Source organism: Chitinolyticbacter meiyuanensis, from assembly GCF_008033135.1.
Taxonomy (GTDB): Bacteria; Pseudomonadota; Gammaproteobacteria; order Burkholderiales; family Chitinibacteraceae; genus Chitinolyticbacter; species Chitinolyticbacter meiyuanensis.
In genome coordinates, this window is the sequence record NZ_CP041335.1 from 2,702,159 (window position 1) to 2,720,537 (window position 18,379).

An 18,379-nucleotide genomic window follows, 5' to 3' on the forward strand; every position below is an offset into this window, starting at 1 on the left:
ACGGTGTGAACGCTAGAAGGTCGCGGTCATCGGCAACGCCAGTACCGGCGTTTTACCGGTGTGTCGACGGCGAGGTGCCAAGCACCCTGGCCAGTAGGCGGTTACTGCGCATGCTGGCCAGGTTGCCACAGCACGTCCGGCACGCCGACTTCGGCATTGGCCACGCGCGCCAGCACAAACAGCAGATCGGAAAGGCGGTTGAGGTAGCGCGCGCCCGGCGCCAGCTCGCCGCCATCGCGCGCCAACGGCGTCAGCGCGCGCTCGGCACGACGGCAGACACAACGCGCCACATGTAGCAGCGCTGCGGCGCGGCTGCCACCCGGCAGGATGAACTCCTTGAGCGGTGCCAGCGCAGCATTGAACGTAGTCACTTCCTCTTCCAGCCGTGCCAGCTGCACATCGGTGATCGCGCGGTGGCCGGGAATGGCAAGCTCGCCGCCGAGGTCGAACAGATCGTTCTGCACCCGCGCGAGGCAATCGCGGATGGCTGCGGACAGCGGTTCGCACAGCACCACGCCGAGCGAGGAATTGAGTTCATCGACTTCGCCGAGCGCGTGGATGCGCGGGTGATCCTTGGCGACGCGGGTGCCGTCGGCAAGGCCGGTGCTGCCGTCGTCGCCGGTTCGGGTGGTGATCTTGCTGAGGCGGTGGCCCATGGTATTGCCCTGGTGATGAAAAAGCGCAGTGGCTGCCGCCGCCGCGAGGGCGCTAATTTACCAAGGTCAGCACCGTTATGGGTTTGTCACCATCGTTATCGCAGCTGCGCACGGTCACGCGCACGGCGCTGTGGTTCTGCAAGGCGAGCAGCACCAGATCGTAATAGGCGCGGCCGGCAGCGGTGTTGACGTCGAATACGAAGCCCCAGCCAGAATTGGCACTGTTGCAATTGTCACCACGGATGCGGATCACGCCGCTGCCGTTTTCGCGCAAGCGCAGCGAGGCGATCTGGCCGGCGACATCGGCGGCTGGTACCGCGCTGCTGAGGCAGGCAGCGGCAAGGGTGAGCAGGAAAGGTCGCTTCATCATCGAGCCCTCGATCGGATGAGAGAGCGCTCAATGTCGCACGCGGCGCCAAAGGCCCCGTGGTGAAGATGATGCTGGACAAACTGCGCGAATCGGCGCTGGCGCTCAGTTCTGCAGCTTGAGCGACAGCACGTCCTTGTCGCCGCCGACGTTGCAGTTGCGCACTTCAACGGTGACGCTGCTGCGGTTGCGGGTGGCGATCAGCAACAGCTCGTAATACGCGGCGCCGGGGTGGTGCCCAGGCTGAACACGTAACCGCTGCCCGACGAGAGGCTGTTGCAGTTGTCGTTGCGCAATCGGAACTTCACCTGGCCGCCATCGATGACCCGGATCGACTCGACTTCGGCGGTGATGTCGGCCGCCTGCGCCGACAGCGGCAGCAGTGCGACAAGCAGCAAGGGCAAGGTCGACAACTTGACCATCACATGGGGCATGGCAGGCTCCATTGCGGCCCTCAGGCCGGTTCGCTCTGACTGCGGTAGGGGGTGTCGCCAGGATTCCAGATGCCCAGCCGGCCGTTCGGCGCGACATCGAACCGGCCGCCCAGTGCTTCGACCAGCTGGCGCGCGGCGGCCGCATCGTTCACGGCGACGAACTGGAACGCCTGCACATCGGCGATCACGTCGCCATAGTGCTTTTCGGTGAATGCCCGTGCCGCCTCGGCCGTCATCGGCGTGGCCTGGTGATGGACGTGGATGTCGAAGTCGACACCGAAGGTCCGCACCCGCCAGGCTTCCTGCTCATCCAGCCACCACTGCACGGTATCGACGTCGTTGCCGTCGGCCTCGTACTCGATGTTCTCCAGGTAGCTGCTCACCACCTGCAGCCGGCACACCAGCAGCGTCGCCATTACAGCACCAGCCCGACGCGCTGCTTGAGGAAGTCGAGATAGCGCTCGTCCTCATCCTCGAACACCTCGACGCCGCCGGTCTCGAACGCCTGCGCCAGCTGATCCGCCGCGCGCGCCTCGTTGCCGAGCTCCAGGGCGCACTGCCCCAGCCGCAGGTGAATGAACGGGTTGCCCTCACCCTCCGGGCAGCGCAGCGCTAGGATCAAGGTCTCGGAAGCCGCGTTGAAATCGCCCAGCTGGAATTGCGTATCGCCGATCGCGGTCAGCACGATGGTGCTTGCCTCGAAGCGCTCGCGCTCCGTGGGCAGCAGCACTTCCGCCTCGCGGTATTTGGCGAGCGCCTGAGCGTCGCGCCCCTTCTCGAAGTGCTTGTCGCCCTCGTCGAGCAAGGCGGTGATCTGTTCGTGCAGGATGGCGGGCAGGATGGTCATATTCGGATTCTTGGTTGGACGGAAGACTCAGCGGCCTACGAAGTATGAAAGCGTGCCATCTCTTGCGCCAGCCCCCTGTTGATCGGATCTGGCGCAGGGCGGGTCAATCGTGGGGGATCGCCACGTCCACCAGCACGGGCTTGAGGATGGGCAACAGGTCGGCGGGCGCCAGCCCGACCAGGAAGCCGCGCTTGCCGCCGTTGAGATAGATGCGATCGAGCGCCGTGATGCTGCGCTCCAGATAGACCGGCATCGCCTTTCGGGTACCCAGCGGCGAAGTACCGCCGACCAGATAGCCACTGTGCTTGTTGGCGACCTCCGGCGTGCACGGGTGGATGGCCTTCTTGCCGATCAGCCGTGCCAGGTTCTTGGTCGAGGTCTCGCAATCGCCATGCATCAGCACGATCAGCGGCTGCTTGTTCTCGTCCTCCATCACCAGCGTCTTGATCACCGCGTGCTCGGGCACGCCCAGCTCCCGCGAAGACACGGTGGTGCCGCCCTTTTCCTCGTAGTCGTACAGGTGTTCGGTGAAGGCCACCTTGTGTTGGCGCAGCACGCGGATGGCGGCAGTAACGGGGGCTTTTTCGCTCATGGGATGGGGCGGGTACAATACCCGACTATTGAACTCAACTATGGGGACCACACCTAGACCGGTGTATCCCGTAACCAAGGTCCGCGGCACAGCTGCCGCAAAACATGAAGCATACCTTTCCCGCCCTGCCGCTGGCACGCCGATTCGCCGCGCTGCCGCCTCGCTACTACACCGCCACGCCGTCCACGCCGTTGCCCGAGCCACACCTCGTGGCGTTCAATGCGGCGCTTGCCGACACGCTGGGCTTGGCGAGCGACGCCGCTGCGCAGCAGGCATTGACCGAGTTCCTCGCCGGCAACAGTGCGCTATCCGGCTACCCGCAGCTCGCCTCGGTGTATTCCGGACACCAGTTCGGCGTCTGGGCAGGGCAACTGGGTGATGGCCGCGCGCTGCTGGTGGCAGAGATCGATACGCCCACCGGCATCCGCGAGCTGCAACTCAAGGGCGCCGGGCGCACCCCCTATTCGCGCATGGGCGACGGCCGCGCGGTGCTGCGCTCGTCGATCCGCGAATACCTCGCCTCCGAAGCCATGCATGCGCTCGGCATTCCCACCACCCGTGCGCTGGCGCTGGTGGCGAGCCCGCAAACGGTGTGGCGCGAAACGCGCGAAACCGCAGCGGTGGTCACCCGGGTGGCACCCAGCTTCCTGCGCTTCGGCCATTTCGAGCATTTCTACTATCGCGGCGAGTTGGACGCCGTGGCCGAGCTTGCCGACTTCGCGATCGGCCACTTCTTTCCCGAATGTGCCGATGCCGCGCAGCCGTATCTCGCGCTGCTCGACAGCGTGGTGGCGCGCACGGCCGAGCTGATCGCGCACTGGCAGGCGGTCGGCTTCTGTCACGGCGTGATGAACTCGGACAACATGTCGCTGCTCGGCCTCACGCTCGACTACGGCCCTTACGGCTTCCTGGACGGCTTCGATGCGCACCACATCTGCAACCACTCGGACGAGTCCGGCCGCTATGCCTACGACCAACAGCCAGCGATCGCGCTGTGGAACCTGCATTGCTTCGCCCAGACCCTCCTCAAGCTGATCAGCAAGGACGAGGCACTGGATGCCCTGCGCCGTTTCCAGCCGCTGTTCGAGGACGCCTTCGCCGAGCAGTTGCGCGGCAAGCTGGGGCTGATCGCCTGGCAGGAGGATGACTGGACGCTCTTCACCGACCTGCTGGAACTGATGCAGGCGGCGCACACCGACTGGACGATCTTCTGGCGCCGGCTTGCCCGGCAGCACAAAGACGCCGCGCTGCGTGACCTGTTCCTCGATCGCCACGCCTTCGATGGCTGGCTCGAGCGTTACCGCGCGCGGCTGGCGGACGACGGCCGCACGCACGGCGAGCGCATCCGCGCGATGGATGCGGTCAATCCGCGCATCGTGCTCCGCAATCACCTGGCCGAGACGGCGATCCGCGCGGCCGAAGCGGGCGACTACAGCGAGCTGCACCGGCTCGCCGCCGCGCTCGCCTGCCCGTTCGACGATGTGGCAGCGTACGACGACTACGCAACGCTGCCGCCCGACTGGGCAAGTCAGCTGTCGGTATCATGCTCGTCCTGACTTTGTAACAGCAGGCCGATTCGCCGAACGCGGATGGCTGTCAACCGGTCACAATCACGGCGCGTTATGATCGCCCGCCAGTCGTCGACCCTGACGGCCTGGCGCAGAACAAAACAGGACCTATCCGATGTCTACCCCTTCCCGCAGCCGGCTTTCCTGGCTGAAACGCTACCGCCTGTGGCTGGTTCTCGTGGTCATTGCCATTGCCGCCGTCGTCTGGTGGCGCCTCTCGGCCGCCAAGCCCGATGCCCCCGAGGTGCTGACGTCTCCCGTCACCCGCGGCAATATCGAAGTCTCGGTGCTCGCCAGCGGCAAGATCGAGGCCTCCAAGCAGGTGGATGTCGGTGCGCAGGCTTCTGGTCAGGTACAGAAGCTGCATGTGGAACTGGGCGATACCGTGAAGAAGGGTGATCTGCTGGCCGAGATCGACCCCACCGTTACCCGCAACGAGTTCGACGAAGCCCAGGCCAGCATCGACAACCTGCTGGCCCAGCAGGAGGCCGCCAAGCTCGACCTGCAGCTGGCCGAACGCGAAAACCAGCGCCAGGCGGACATGCTGGCCGCCGACGCCACGCCGAAGAAGACCGCCGAGGACGCTGCCATCGCCGTGCGTTCGGCCCGCGCCAAGCTCGCGCAGATCGCCGCGCAGATCAAGCAATCGCAGATCCGCCTCGACACCGCGCGCGCCAATCTCGGCTACACCCGCATCCTTGCGCCGATCGATGGCCAGGTGGTCAGCATCACCACCAAGGAAGGCCAGACCGTGAACGCCGCGCAATCGGCGCCGACCATCCTCACGTTGGCGCAGATGGATCCGATCACCGTGCGCGCCCAGGTGGCCGAGGCCGATGTCACCCGTCTCAGCGCCGGCATGCCGGTCTACTTCACCGTGCTCGGCGCGCCGGATCGGCAGATCGAGGCCATGCTGCGCACCATCGAGCCGACGCCGCAGACCATCAACGACGCCATCTTCTACAACGCGCTGTTCGATGTACCGAATACCCGCGGCCGCCTGCGCCTGCAGATGACCACCCAGGTGTCCTTCGTGATCGATCGCGTAGAGAACGTGCTGACCATTCCGGTGACCGCACTGGTAGGCAAGGGTGATTCGGCCGCTGGCGGCGGCAACGGCGATGGCCAGCGCAATGCCGCGGAAGGTGCACGCCGCAGCGGCGGCGATGCCTCCGCGACCGGCGAACGCAAGCCACGAACGGGCAATGGCGATGCCGGGGCGCGTGGCGAGCGCCGTGCCAAGCGTGACCGCGGCGAAGCGGGCGAACGCGAGAGCGGCCGCCCCAAGCTGCGCACGGTGCGGGTGAAGCTCGCGGACGGCTCGATCGCCGAGCGCCAGGTCGAGATCGGCCTCAACAACAATGTGGTGGTCGAAGTGAAATCCGGTCTGAAGGAAGGCGATGAGGTCGTCACCGGCGGCGGGCTGGGCAATACCCGCCAGCGCGAAGGCGGCAACCGCCGCCCGGGGCCGGGCTTCTGAGCATGAGCGATGCATTGATCGAACTCTCGGGCCTCTATCGCCGCTTCCCGGCGGGCGAAACCGAGGTCACCATCCTCGACGACGTGAATCTGGTGATTGCACTTGGCGAGATGGTGGCCATCATGGGCCAGTCCGGCTCGGGCAAGTCCACGCTGATGAACATCCTCGGCGGGCTCGACAGCCCCAGTAGCGGCTCGTTCCGCTTCGCCGGGGTGGAAGTGGGCTCGCTCGACGCCGATGGCCTGGCCGCCTTGCGCCGCGAGCACTTCGGCTTCATCTTCCAGCGCTATCACCTGATCCCGGCGCTCAATGCCGAGGAAAACGTGGCCATGCCGGCCATCTACGCCGGCATGGACCGCAGCGATCGCGCCGAACGCGCACGCCAGCTGCTCGGCCGGCTGGGGCTTGCCGAACGCACGCATCATCGACCAAGCCAGTTGTCCGGCGGCCAGCAGCAGCGGGTGTCGATCGCCCGGGCCTTGATGAACGGCGGCGAGGTGATCCTGGCCGATGAGCCGACCGGCGCGCTCGACTCCCGCAGTGGCGAGGAGGTGCTGAAGACGCTGAAGGAGCTGCACGCCCGTGGTCACACGGTGATCCTGGTCACTCACGATGCCCATGTGGCGGCGCAGGCCGAGCGCGTGATCGAGATCCGCGACGGCCGCATTGTGGCCGACCGGCGCAACGATGCCGGCCGCGACGAGGAGGCCGCGCCCGACCGCCCCGCCCCACCAGTCCATCCCAAGGGCTGGGCAGCCAACTGGGGCCGCTTCGCCGAAGCGTTCAGCATGGCGTGGCGCTCGCTGGTGGCCAACCGGCTGCGCACCCTGCTGACCATGCTCGGCATCATCATCGGCATCGCCTCGGTGGTCTCCATCGTCGCGCTGGGCGAAGGCATGCAGCAATCGGTGCTCGCCAACATGTCGTCGCTGGGCGCCACCAACATCGACATCATGCCGGGCTCGGGCCTCTCGGACGATCGCAGCGGTGGCGTGCGCACGCTGCGCGAGCCGGATCTGGCTGCAATCGCCGCCGAGCCCTATGTCGAGGCCGTTACGCCGCTGAACCAGAAAAGCCTGCGCGTGCGCTATCGCAACAGCGACGCCAACGCCACCGTCTACGGCGTGGCGCCGAGCTATTTCGACGTGCGCGGCCAGGCCATCAGCATCGGCAGCAACTTCAGCGACCAGGATGTGCGGCGTCAGGCGCAGGTGGCGGTGATTGGCGAGAGCACCCGCAAGACCCTGTTCGGCGAGGGCAATGGCCTCGGTGAAATCATCCTGGTCGGCAACGTGCCGTTGCAGGTGATCGGCGTGGCCGAGGCCAAGTCGAGCGGCTGGGGCGGCGACAGTCTGGAAGTGTGGATGCCCTACTCCACCGCGGCGAGCCGCGTGTTGGGCCAGCAGCATTTCCGTCGCATCACGGTGAAGGTGAAGGAGGGCGTGCCGATGAAGGCAGCCGAGGAAGCGCTGACGCAGCGGCTGACACTGGCGCATGGCAAGCAGGATTTCTACACCCGCAACATGCAGGACATCCTCGACTCGGTGGAGTCGTCCACGCGCAACATCAAGCTGTTCCTCACCATGATCGGCGTGATCTCGCTGGTGGTCGGCGGCATCGGCGTGATGAACATCATGCTGGTGTCGGTGACCGAGCGCACCCACGAGATCGGCATCCGCATGGCGGTCGGTGCGCGGCAGAGCGACATCATGCGCCAGTTCCTGATCGAGGCCATCGTGGTGTGCATGCTGGGCGGCGCCATCGGCATCGCCATCTCGCTCGGCATCGGCGCGCTGGTCAGCCATTTCCTCACCGATTTCTCGATGATCTTCTCCGCGCAATCCATCCTCACCGCCGTGCTGTGCGCCACCGCCGTCGGTGTGGTGTTCGGCTTCCTGCCCGCCCGCCGCGCAGCGCGGCTGGCCCCGATCGAGGCACTGGCACGCGAATGAAGCCCCTGAACATGAAAACGATTCCTCCCTTTGCCCTGCGGCGCATGCTCGTCGTCGCCCTGCTGCCGCTGTTTGCCGCCTGCGCCAGCACCTCCCAGCCACAAACGGTCGTCTCCGTACCGGCCGCCTGGCAAAACCCGGCCGACGGCGGCACCGTCGCCGAAGCCGATGCCTTCTGGGCCGGCTTTGGCGACAGCGCGCTGGATGCACTGATCCGTGACGCACGCACGCGCAACGCGGACCTCGCCACCGCCGTGCTCAAGCTCAAGGCCGCGAGCTATGCGCTCGGCCAGGCGGAGCTTGATCGCCGCCCGGATGTCAGCGTGTCCGGCCGTGTCGGCACCAGCCGCGACCTGCGGCAGAACCAGGCGCTCGGCGAAAGCTACAACCTTGCTGCTTCGCTGTCGTGGGAGCTTGACCTGTGGGGCAAGCTCGCCGACCAGGAAGCCGCCGCCCGCTGGCGCCGCGATGCCAGCGCCGCCGATCTCGATGGCGTGCGCGTCGCACTCGAGGCCAACGTCGCCACGCTGTACTGGCAGCTGGCGCTGAACGATGCCCAGGTGACGCTGGCGCAGTCAGATCTCGACACCGCGCGCAGAACCTTTGCGCTGGTGGAAGCGCGCTACCAGGCCGGCACCGTGTCCGGGCTGGACGTGGCTCAAGCACGGCGCTCGGTCAGCCAGAACGAGAGCGCACTGGAATCGGCCCGCCTTACCCGCGGCACCACCCAGCGTGCGCTCAACCTGCTGTTCGATGCGCCGCCGCAGCAAGATGCGATCGGCGCAGCCCAGCTGCCGACGCAGCAGCCGGCGGTGCCAGCCGGGCTGCCGAGCGAGCTGCTGGCCCGCCGGCCGGATCTGGCGGCGAGCAGCGCACGTCTCGCTGCCTCGTTCGCCGATAGCGAGGCCACCCGCAAGAGCTGGCTGCCGACCTTCTCGCTGACCGGCAGCGTGGGCAGCACCAGCAGCACGCTGGTCGACGTACTGTCCAACCCGGTCGCCTCGCTGGGACTGGGCCTTGCACTGCCCTTCATCCAGTGGAACGAGCGTGAGCTGGCGCTCAAAGTGAGCCAGAACCAGTACGAACAGGCCGTGATCGTGCATCGCCAGACCATCTATACCGCGTTTTCCGAGGTGGAGAACGGGCTGGCAACGCGCACCCAGCTCGCGGGCGAAACGGAGCGACTGACCGCGCAGCGCGACGATGCCGCCACTGCCGAACGCCTGACTGCCGTGCGTTACAAAGCAGGCGCGGTCGATTTCGAAACCTGGCTCAACGCGCAGAACACGCTGCGTGCCGCCGAGCGCAGCCTGCTGCAGCACCGCTACCAGCAGGCCGCCAATCTCGCCACGCTGTACAAGGCTCTGGGCGGCGCCGCCCCGGTCGTCACGGCGCAATAGCCATCCCATCGCGGCCGGCAACGGCCGTGATGGAAACGGGGAACCTGGCGAGCACTGCGCACCCCAAGCATTCACGCGGCCGCATCGTGGCTGCGTGCTAAACTCGCCGCGCTTCACTCCACCTGGGCAGCCATGTACGAACTGCTGATCGGCCTGCGCTACGCGCGCGCCAAGCGCCGCAACGGCTTCATCTCCTTTATCTCGCTGATCTCCATCGTCGGCATCGCGCTCGGCGTGGCCGCACTCATCATCGTGCTCTCGGTGATGAACGGCTTCCAGGAGGAGGTACGCAACCGCATTCTCGGCATGGCCGCGCACGTGCAGCTCACCGGCGGTGACGGCACGCTGCACAACTGGCAGGACGTGGCGAGCCCCGTGCTCAAGACCGAGCACGTGCGCGCCGCCGCACCTTATGTGCTGGGCCAGGGCCTGCTCAACTACAGCGGCCAGGTGAAGGGCACGCTGGTACGCGGCATCGATCCGGAACTGGAGCCGGGCGTCTCGGACGTCACCAAGAAGATCATCGGCGGCTCGCTGGACCAGCTGCGCCCCGGTGAATTCAATATCATCCTCGGCTGGCAGATCGCCGCCGAACTGGGGGCGCAGATCGGCGACAAGGTCACGCTGATCACGCCGCAGGGCCAGGTCACCCCCGCCGGACTGGTGCCGCGCTTTCGCCAGTTCAAGGTCATCGGCGTGTTCAAGGCCGACTACTACCCTTACGATGCCGGGCTCGGCCTGATCGCGCTCGCGGATGCGCAAAAGCTGTTTCGCACCGGCGACGCGGTAACGGGACTGCGGCTGCGGCTTGACGATCTTTTCAATGCGCGCGGCGTGGCGATGCAGATCACCCGCCAGCAAAGCGGCGTGATCGCCAGCGACTGGACCCAGGAAAACCCCACCTACTTCCGGGCAGTAGAGATCGAGAAGCGGATGATGTTCATCATCCTGACGTTGATCGTGGCGGTGGCGGCATTCAATCTCGTTTCCACGCTGGTGATGGTGGTGACCGACAAACAGGCCGATATCGCCATCCTGCGCACGCTGGGCGCCACGCCCGGCTCGGTGATGAAGATCTTCGTGGTGCAGGGTGCGATTTCCGGCTTCGTCGGCACGCTGACCGGCGTGCTTGGCGGCGTGCTGATCGCACTCAACCTGGGCACCATCGTGCCCTTCATCGAGCGCATCATCGGCACGCACATCCTCTCGCCCGACGTCTACCTGATCACCGAGCTGCCTTCCCGCGTCGAGTTCTCCGATGTCGGCAGCATCGCCGCCATCTCGCTGCTGCTGGCGCTGGTCGCCACGCTATACCCGTCCTGGCGCGCCTCGCGCATCAATCCGGTGGAGGCCCTGCGCTATGAATAACGCCCCCCTCGCCACGCCGGTGATCGAGGCCGCCGGTGTCTCCAAGACCTACCGCAGCGGCAAGCTCGATACCCCGGTGCTGCACGATATCCACCTCGTGCTGCAACCGGGCGAGACCGTCGCCATCGTCGGGGCTTCGGGCTCGGGCAAATCGACGCTGCTGCATTGCCTCGGCGCGCTCGATACGCCATCCACCGGCAGCGTCAGCCTGCTGGGCCGCGATCCGTTCGCCGTTGGCGAAGCCGAGCGCGGACGGCTGCGCAACCAGCACCTCGGCTTCGTCTACCAGTTCCACCACCTGCTGCCCGAGTTCACCGCCGTCGAGAACGTGGCGATGCCGCTGCTGATCCGTCGCCAGGATCGCACCGCCGCCTTCGCCGCAGCGCGCGAGATGCTGGCGCGCGTGGGCCTGGGCCATCGGCTGGAGCACAAGCCAGGCGAGCTTTCTGGCGGCGAGCGCCAGCGCGCCGCCATCGCCCGCGCCCTCGTCACCCGGCCGGCGTGCATCCTGGCCGACGAGCCTACCGGCAACCTCGACCGCGGCACCGCCGATGCGGTGTTCGCGCTGATGATGGAACTCAACACTGAGCTCGCCACAGCCTTCGTCATCGTCACCCACGATCCCGATCTGGCCGCGCGCTGCCAGCGCGTGCTGCATATCCAGGACGGCCGCTTGCAACAATAGTGAGTTCGTAGTCGATCAGCGGCTACTACTTTTCACGAAAAATCAAAAACTTGTTGCGCCCCCGGGCGATCTGTGGATAATCCGCAACCTTCGAGCCACGGCCATTGACGCCGTGGTCATACGTTTCATCGCCTCTAGCCTCCCCGCGGTTTTTAAGCGCCCTTGTCAGATCAGAGGGCAGCAGTTCGAGTTGCGGTAGTTCCGGTTAGCGTCGATGCCCTGCGCCAAGAGCGCCTAACCGAGGATTTACTGCATGACTCAGCCTATCGAGGCGAGCAGCGGCTTTGCTGCGCTCGGCCTTTCCCCCGAACTCGTCCGCGAACTCACCAAGCACGGCATCACCGAGCCCACGCCGATCCAGGCCCAGGCCATTCCGGTACTGCAAGCCGGCCAGGACATCATGGCCTCGGCGCAGACCGGTACCGGCAAGACCGCCGCTTTCCTGCTGCCCGCCCTCAATCGCCTGTCGCGTCAGCCCACCCATCACGGCAAGGGCCCGCGCATCCTGGTGCTGACCCCGACCCGCGAACTCGCCGAACAGGTATCCAAGGTCGCCATCACCTTCGCCCGCAGCACCCAGCGTTGCAAGGTCGTGACCATCACCGGCGGCGTGCCCTACCCGGTGCAGCATCGCGAACTGGCCCTGCCGGTTGAAGTGCTGGTGGCCACCCCGGGCCGCCTGACCGACCTGATGCAATCGGGCCGTATCGATTTCCGCCGCCTGGAAATGCTGGTGCTCGACGAAGCCGACCGCATGCTGGACATGGGCTTCATTGACGAAGTGGAAGCCATCGTCGCCAAGCTGCCGGCCGAGCGCCAGACGGCACTGTTCTCCGCCACGCTGTCGGACGCCGTGCAGCGCTTCGCTGCCCCGATGCTGAAGGAGCCGCAGAAGGTGGAACTGGCACCGCAAGGCCTGCCGACCGCCAACGTCGAGCAATCCGTGCACTATGCCGACGGCTACGAACACAAGCAGAAGCTCACTTGTGCGCTGCTCAAGGCTGCGCCGGAAACCCAATCCATCGTCTTCGTCGCCACCAAGGCCGACGCCGACAGCATGGCCGACTGGCTGCGTCTGGAAGGCATCCGCGCCGATGCCATGCATGGTGACCTGCAGCAGCGCGTACGCCGCAAGGTGCTCGATCGCCTGCGCCGCAGCGAGATCGACGTGCTGGTCGCCACCGACGTGGCTGCCCGCGGCATCGACGTGGCCGGCATCGGCCAGGTGATCAACTTCGACCTGCCCAAGTTCGCCGAGGATTACATCCACCGCATCGGCCGTACCGGCCGTGCCGGTCGCAAGGGTCGCGCCGTTTCGCTGGTGACCAAGAACGACTTCGGTGCCTACACCCGTATCCGTCGTCGCTACGAGATCGAATTCGAGCAGCTGACGCTGGAAGGACTGGAAGCCCGCTTCCGCCCGGGCCAGGGTCGTCCGCAAGGCGGCGGTGAGCGCAAGAGCTACGGCGGCAAGCCGCGCAGCGGTGGCTATGGCGGCAACGGCGGTTACGCCGGTCGTCGTGAAGGCGGCTATGAAGGCCGCGCACCGCGCGAAGGCGGTTACGACAATCGTGCGCCGCGTGAAGGCAGCGAGCAACGTGCTCCGCGTGAAGGCTACGGCCAGCGCGCACCGCGCGAGGGCGGTTACGAGAACCGTGCACCACGCGAAGGTAGTGGCTATGCCGACCGCGCGCCGCGCAACTATGGTGATCGTCCGGCCTATGGCGACCGTGCCCCGCGTGAAGGCAGCCCGTTCGAGCGCGCTCCGCGCCCGTACGCCGACCGTGCTCCGCGTCCGCAAGGCGAGCGTGGCGACCGTCCGCAACGCAACTTCGACGAGCGCGCACCGCGTAGCTTCGATCGTCGTGATGGCGGCAACGAGCGCAGCTTCGACCGTGCGCCGCGTGAAGGCGGCTACAAGCGCGAAGGCGCGCGCCGCGATGGCGACTACGCCCGCGCACCGCGCAATGGCGGCAATCGCTACGAGAACTGATCGCCTCGGCGACCGATGAAAAACGGCGCGGATTCCGCGCCGTTTTTTTATTGTGGCCAAACCGCTGATCTACGACGGAGCGGCTAGGCGGGATCAACCGCCAGCGGCGGCAAACCATGCCGCGCTCGGGCTCGGTTGCAGGCCTCGGCGAACTGGCCGATCTCCGCGAGCGGTGCGAACTCGCGACACGGTCCGGGTCGCTCGCGATAGATGCCGCAGCGCACCTCGCGACCGATCTCGCCAATCAGCGCCACGCAGCGTGGCCGGGCGTAATCGGTGCCGCGCAGTCGTGCCAGTGTCGCGTTCTCTCGATCGGCAAGGCCGTCGGGCACGCAGCCGCCTTCGCTCTCGAGTTCGGAGATGTCGAAACTGACGCGGAACGCAGCGCAACAGGCGCCGCAGCTGAGACAGGGATTGGCACTCACCTTGCCGACTCATCACAAAACCCGCGATTTTACCGGCAGCCCCGGATTGCCGCGAGCCAGCCATCCGGGCTAACCTGCCGCCATCATCAGGAAACAATATCCCCATGCAGATTCGGCTGCTCACCGAACCCGATCTTGACGCCGTGCTCGACATCCAGCGCCAGTGCTACCCGCCGGCGTGGCTGGAAGGCCGAGCCACGTTCGCGCGCAAGCTCGCGCTGTCGCCACACTCGAACTGGATCGCCGTCGACGAGCATGACGTACTCGGCTATTTCTTCACCCATCCGTGGGCAGGAGACGGCTTGCCTGCGCTCGATGCCGCCGAGCTGACACTGCCCGCACGTGCCAGCTGCCATTTCCTGCACGACCTTGCCGTGCATCCACGCAGCCGTGGCCACGGCGTGGCCGCCCGGCTGGTGGCACATGCACTGGCCTGGGGCGTGGCGCAAGGGTTGGCGGAAGCGCGGTTGATCGCCGTGCTCGGTGCCGAGCGTTTCTGGCACGGCCTCGGCTTTGCCCCGCAGGCGCAGCGCGATGCCCGACTCGCGGCCTACGGCGCGGACGCCGTGGTCATGCAGCGCGCGCTCTCATCCCCCTGAACCGAACACACCAACGTTCAGGGGCCGGCCACCACGCCGGCCCTTTTTCTTGCCCAAGGAGGCTTACCATGCAACCCACCATCATCCTCAGCGAACACCACCTGGAACGACTGGAAACGCTGATCGCCCGCCAGCAACCGCGCACCGCCGCGATCGAAGCGCTGGAAGAGGAACTCGCCCGTGCCGAAATCGTGCCGGAAACAGCGCTGCCCGCCGATGTGATCGTGCCGGGCCGCAGCGCCCGCTTCGTCGAGACCGGCAGCGGCCGCGAATACAGCTATACACTGGTCTACCCGCATGAGGCGGACCTGGCGCAGGGCCGCATCTCGGTGCTGCTGCCCGCCGGCAGCGCGCTGCTCGGGCTGCGCGTCGGCCAATCGATCGACTGGCCCTTGACCGACGGCAAGGCATTGCACCTCACGGTGCTGGCGGTGGAAGAAGCCTGAGCGTCGCATGCGCTACAATCGCGCCTAACCCGCAACCTTCAGGAAAGTTCATGATCAAGCGCAATCGCCCGGCCCGCCGCGGGCGCAGCACCGCCGACGAAGCCGATCTGGTCCGGCTGGCCGAAGGACTCGCCGATTCGTCGAGCCGGATCGAAGACGCCTTCTGGAACGCGCGCCTCGCCACTGTCGTCGCCCGGTTGCTTGCCGATCGGGACGAAGACACGCTGAACGCCGCGCTCGACCAACTGAGCCAGCACGATCCAGAGGCCTACAACGCGCTCGCCGACGTGGTGGAGGCGGCCAGCGAATCGGCGCGCATCGAGCGCAACGGTGCCGCCTGGGACGTGTTGCTGTTCACCGCGCCGGTGCTGGCCTGGTCGCGCTGGCAGATCCCGAGCGAGCGCATCACCGGCACCCGGCTGCAGAATCTCAAGGTGCAACTGGGTGCGCATATCTTCGCGCGCGACGTGAAGCTGGGCTTCGCCGACGTGCTGTTCAGCCCAGACCAGCTGCCACGCGGTTTCGTCTCGACCGCCGAGCTGACGCAGGCGCTGGCTGAAGCAGCATTCGACAACGGCCAGCTGGAGATCGACGCGGCCGAGCTACCGGAAACCAAGCAGTTCCTGTCGGACACCCGCTACGTGATCGGTGCCGCAGTGGTGCCCGCCGGTGGCGCGATCTTCCGCTGGCAGGAAGACGACGGCGATCGTGAGGACAGCCTCAACCAGTGGCAGAAACAGGGCGGTGCCGTGCTGCAATCGCTGATGCCCGGTTGTGCCACCGAGCCCTGCCTGCCCGGCGCCTACCACGCCGCCTGGCGCGAAGCCGACCGCGCCTCGCGCGCCTATTCGCTGCAAGCCACTGTCTCCTTCCTGATGCTGGCGCTGAACCTGCAGCCCAGCCAGCTGCAGGCCACGGTCGGCCCCTTCGTCGGCCGCCGGCTGGAGGAATATCGGGTCGGCTTCGTCAAGCGCGGCGACGACCAGGTGCTGCACGGCGTGGTCTGGCCACTGCTGGATGGCGAGGACGAGCACACCGACATCGTCGGCGAGATCGAAGCGGTGCTAAAAGAACTCGGCGTGACCGACCTGCGCGTGCTGGAGCACGACCTGCCGCTCGACTACTGCGACGATTGCGGCGCGCCGTTCTATCCCAATCCGGATGGCGAGCTGCTGCACGCCGAACTGCCGGAAGAGGAAACACCGGACCAGCCGCAGCACCTGCATTGATCCGGCTACGCGCCAGCCACCACACGCCGCCCTTGGGCGGCGTGATCGTTGTCGACGTCAGCCCAGCAGCGTCCAGGTACCACCGGCATCATGGCTGGCCAGTGCCGCCTCGATGAAGCGCATGCCCGCCACGCCCTCAATCACCGTGGTCAGATCCCGCGCCGACGGCGGCAGTGGCGTGCCCGCCTCCAAGGCATGGATGATCAGGGCCGCATCGGTGTAGAGCTGGGCAAAGGCTTCCAGATAGCCTTCCGGATGTCCGGCCGGCACGCGGGTGGCCTGGGCTGCGGCACGGCCATCCACGCGACCTCGCGTCAGCCGCTGCGCTTCGCCGCCTACCGGGGTGAACCACAGCACGTTGGGTTCCTCCTGGCTGAACACCAGACTCGCATGCGTGCCATAGACGCGCAGCACCAGGCGGTTTTCCTCGCCGCTGGCCACCTGGCTCGCCACCAGCGAGCCGCGTGCGCCGTTGGCATAGCGCAACCACACCTGCACATGGTCATCCACGCGCCGGCCCGGCACGAAGGTGTTGAGCTCCGCGGCCAGTGCGCTCGGCTGCTGGCCGCTGACGAAGGCAGCGAGCTGCCAGGCATGCGTGCCGATGTCACCGAGGCACCCCGCCCTCCCGGCGCGCGCCGGATCGGTACGCCAGTCGGCCTGCTTGTTGCCGCTGTCCTCGACCGGTTCGGCCAGCCAATCTTGCAGGTATTCGACCTGCACGTAGCGCAGCTCGCCCAGCTCGCCGGCCGCCACCAGCTCGCGCGCGTGGCGCACCATCGGGTAGCCGGAGTAGGTATGCGTCAACGCGAACAGTCGCTGCTGTCGCTGCGCCAGCTCGGCCAGCGCCTCGCCCTCCACAACGCTCAGCGCCAGCGGCTTGTCACAGATCACGTGGATGCCGGCCTCCAGAAAGGCCGTCGCCACCGGTGCATGCAGGTGATTCGGCGTGACGATGGCAACCACGTCGATGCCATCTGGCCGCGCGGCCTCGGTACGCGCCATCTCGCGGTAATCGGTGTAGCAGCGCGCCACATCGAGCCGCAGCGCGGCGGCGCTGGCAACAGCGCGGTCCGGATCGCTGGACAGCGCGCCGGCCACCAGCTCGTAGTGATCATCAAGACGCGCCGCCAGCCGGTGCACGGCGCCGATGAAGGCGCCGTGGCCGCCGCCGACCATCCCGAGGCGCAATCGTCGTGTCATCGTCCGCCCCCGGTGCCCAGCAGTGACTTGAGCTGCGCCGCGTCGACGCCGCTGCCGGCAAAGTCGTCGAAGGCGCGTTCGGCCACGCGGATGATATGACCGCGGATGAAGTCCGCGCCTTCTGCGGCGCCGTCCTCCGGATGCTTGAGCGCGCATTCCCACTCCAGCACCGCCCAGCCGGGGTAATCGTATTGCGCCAGCTTGGAGAAGATGCCGACGAAATCGATCTGCCCGTCGCCCAGCGAGCGAAAGCGTCCGGCGCGCTCCACCCAGCCGCTGTAGCCGCCATACACGCCCTGACGGCCGTCGGGACGGAACTCGGCATCCTTCACGTGGAAGGCCTTGATCCTTGCGTGGTAAAGGTCGATGAACGCAAGATAATCCAGCTGCTGCAACACGAAATGACTGGGGTCGTAGAGGATGCTGGCGCGCGGATGCTCGCCCACTGCAGCCAGGAAGCGCTCGAACGTCACGCCATCGTGCAGGTCCTCGCCAGGATGCAGCTCATAGCACAGGTCGACCCCGGCCTCGTCGAACGCATCGAGGATGGGGCGCCAGCGCCGCGCCAGCTCGGCGAACGCCTCCTCGACCAGCCCCGCCGGTCGCTGCGGCCAGGGATAGAGGTAAGGCCAGGCCAGCGCGCCACTGAAGGTGACATGCGCAGCAAGCCCCAGCCGCTGCGATGCCTTCGCGGCGGCCTTCACCTGGCTGATCGCCCACTCGGTGCGCGCCGCCGGCCTGCCGCGTACCTCGGGTGCGGCAAAGCCATCAAACAAGGCGTCGTAGGCCGGATGTACCGCCACCAGCTGGCCTTGCAAGTGAGTGGAGAGCTCAGTGATCGCAAGACCGTGGCGGGACAGCAGCCCGGCGATCTCGTCGCAATAGGTCTGGCTATCGGCCGCGCGCGCCACGTCGAACAGCCTCGGATCGTTGGTCGGCAACTGCACGCCCTCGAAGCCAAGGCCCGCGGCCCAGCCGGCCAGCCCGTCCAGCGTATCGAAGGGTGGCGCATCACCGACGAACTGCGCCAGAAAGATCGCCGGCCCCTTGATGGTTTGCATGTTGAACTCCTTGTGAGGGGAAAGCACCGCTGCGGGCCGTGATCGTGCCGCCTTTCGACAAGCCGGAACGGCGC

Annotated in this window: 19 protein-coding genes; 10 read left to right on the top strand and 9 right to left on the bottom strand. The window is 66.7% G+C overall.

Going from position 1 to position 18,379, the window contains the following annotated elements:
* Positions 1-101: 101 nt before the first annotated feature.
* The 6 genes from FLM21_RS12875 to ybaK all read right to left on the bottom strand — a co-directional run bounded on the left by FLM21_RS12875 (position 102) and on the right by ybaK (position 2,896).
* Positions 102-656, bottom strand: coding sequence for a cob(I)yrinic acid a,c-diamide adenosyltransferase (locus FLM21_RS12875; protein WP_148715950.1), 555 nt, complete (start codon positions 654-656; stop codon positions 102-104).
* 52 nt (positions 657-708) lie between these two features.
* On the bottom strand, positions 709-1,026 hold the full coding sequence (locus FLM21_RS12880) for a hypothetical protein (RefSeq protein WP_148715951.1): 318 nt from the start codon (positions 1,024-1,026) through the stop codon (positions 709-711).
* Positions 1,027-1,223: 197 nt separating this feature from the next.
* A complete protein-coding gene (locus FLM21_RS12885) occupies positions 1,224-1,457 on the bottom strand; it encodes a hypothetical protein (protein WP_148715952.1) in 234 nt (77 codons plus the stop codon).
* Positions 1,458-1,477: 20 nt separating this feature from the next.
* Complete coding sequence (locus FLM21_RS12890; RefSeq protein WP_148715953.1) at positions 1,478-1,873, bottom strand: hypothetical protein; 396 nt, start codon at positions 1,871-1,873, stop codon at positions 1,478-1,480.
* The gene (locus FLM21_RS12895) at positions 1,873-2,304 is read right to left on the bottom strand and encodes a tetratricopeptide repeat protein (protein ID WP_148715954.1); all 432 of its coding nucleotides are present in this window, start codon (positions 2,302-2,304) and stop codon (positions 1,873-1,875) included. The genes FLM21_RS12890 and FLM21_RS12895 overlap by 1 nt, the downstream gene beginning before the upstream one ends.
* Before the next feature lie 103 nt (positions 2,305-2,407).
* Entirely contained in the window at positions 2,408-2,896 is a 489-nt protein-coding gene (gene ybaK, locus FLM21_RS12900) for a Cys-tRNA(Pro) deacylase (protein ID WP_148715955.1), read from the bottom strand.
* 104 nt (positions 2,897-3,000) lie between these two features.
* On the opposite strand from ybaK, the gene FLM21_RS12905 reads away from it, so the two are divergent.
* The 7 genes from FLM21_RS12905 to FLM21_RS12935 all read left to right on the top strand — a co-directional run bounded on the left by FLM21_RS12905 (position 3,001) and on the right by FLM21_RS12935 (position 13,342).
* Complete coding sequence (locus tag FLM21_RS12905; RefSeq protein WP_148715956.1) at positions 3,001-4,452, top strand: protein adenylyltransferase SelO; 1,452 nt, start codon at positions 3,001-3,003, stop codon at positions 4,450-4,452.
* A 127-nt stretch (positions 4,453-4,579) separates the two neighbouring features.
* A complete protein-coding gene (locus tag FLM21_RS12910; RefSeq protein ID WP_148715957.1) occupies positions 4,580-5,944 on the top strand; it encodes an efflux RND transporter periplasmic adaptor subunit in 1,365 nt (454 codons plus the stop codon).
* Positions 5,945-5,946: 2 nt separating this feature from the next.
* Positions 5,947-7,896 (top strand): MacB family efflux pump subunit, encoded by a 1,950-nt coding sequence (locus FLM21_RS12915; RefSeq protein ID WP_148715958.1) that lies wholly within the window; start codon positions 5,947-5,949, stop codon positions 7,894-7,896.
* Positions 7,897-7,907: 11 nt separating this feature from the next.
* Complete coding sequence (locus FLM21_RS12920; protein ID WP_187359892.1) at positions 7,908-9,296, top strand: efflux transporter outer membrane subunit; 1,389 nt, start codon at positions 7,908-7,910, stop codon at positions 9,294-9,296.
* Positions 9,297-9,428: 132 nt separating this feature from the next.
* Positions 9,429-10,664, top strand: coding sequence for a lipoprotein-releasing ABC transporter permease subunit (locus FLM21_RS12925; protein ID WP_148715960.1), 1,236 nt, complete (start codon positions 9,429-9,431; stop codon positions 10,662-10,664).
* On the top strand, positions 10,657-11,349 hold the full coding sequence (gene lolD, locus FLM21_RS12930) for a lipoprotein-releasing ABC transporter ATP-binding protein LolD (RefSeq protein ID WP_148715961.1): 693 nt from the start codon (positions 10,657-10,659) through the stop codon (positions 11,347-11,349). Before FLM21_RS12925 ends, lolD begins: the two co-directional genes overlap by 8 nt.
* 253 nt (positions 11,350-11,602) lie before the next feature.
* Complete coding sequence (locus FLM21_RS12935) at positions 11,603-13,342, top strand: DEAD/DEAH box helicase (RefSeq protein WP_148715962.1); 1,740 nt, start codon at positions 11,603-11,605, stop codon at positions 13,340-13,342.
* Between the two features lie 83 nt (positions 13,343-13,425).
* On the opposite strand, the gene FLM21_RS12940 is transcribed toward FLM21_RS12935, so the two are convergent.
* Complete coding sequence (locus FLM21_RS12940; protein ID WP_148715963.1) at positions 13,426-13,767, bottom strand: YkgJ family cysteine cluster protein; 342 nt, start codon at positions 13,765-13,767, stop codon at positions 13,426-13,428.
* A gap of 104 nt (positions 13,768-13,871) precedes the next feature.
* On the opposite strand from FLM21_RS12940, the gene FLM21_RS12945 reads away from it, so the two are divergent.
* From FLM21_RS12945 to FLM21_RS12955, 3 genes are all read left to right on the top strand, one after another.
* Positions 13,872-14,366 carry a GNAT family N-acetyltransferase gene (locus FLM21_RS12945; RefSeq protein ID WP_148715964.1) on the top strand — a complete coding sequence of 165 codons (495 nt, stop codon included), beginning with the start codon at positions 13,872-13,874 and terminating at the stop codon, positions 14,364-14,366.
* A 68-nt stretch (positions 14,367-14,434) separates the two neighbouring features.
* Positions 14,435-14,812 (top strand): nucleoside diphosphate kinase regulator, encoded by a 378-nt coding sequence (gene rnk, locus FLM21_RS12950; protein ID WP_148715965.1) that lies wholly within the window; start codon positions 14,435-14,437, stop codon positions 14,810-14,812.
* Positions 14,813-14,862: 50 nt separating this feature from the next.
* Positions 14,863-16,041, top strand: a complete 1,179-nt coding sequence (locus FLM21_RS12955) for a DUF2863 family protein (RefSeq protein WP_148715966.1) — start codon at positions 14,863-14,865, stop codon at positions 16,039-16,041.
* Positions 16,042-16,098: 57 nt separating this feature from the next.
* On the opposite strand, the gene FLM21_RS12960 is transcribed toward FLM21_RS12955, so the two are convergent.
* On the bottom strand, positions 16,099-17,244 hold the full coding sequence (locus FLM21_RS12960) for a Gfo/Idh/MocA family protein (protein ID WP_148715967.1): 1,146 nt from the start codon (positions 17,242-17,244) through the stop codon (positions 16,099-16,101).
* Positions 17,241-18,305, bottom strand: coding sequence for a sugar phosphate isomerase/epimerase family protein (locus FLM21_RS12965; protein WP_148715968.1), 1,065 nt, complete (start codon positions 18,303-18,305; stop codon positions 17,241-17,243). Before FLM21_RS12965 ends, FLM21_RS12960 begins: the two co-directional genes overlap by 4 nt.
* Between the last annotated feature and the right edge of the window lie 74 nt (positions 18,306-18,379).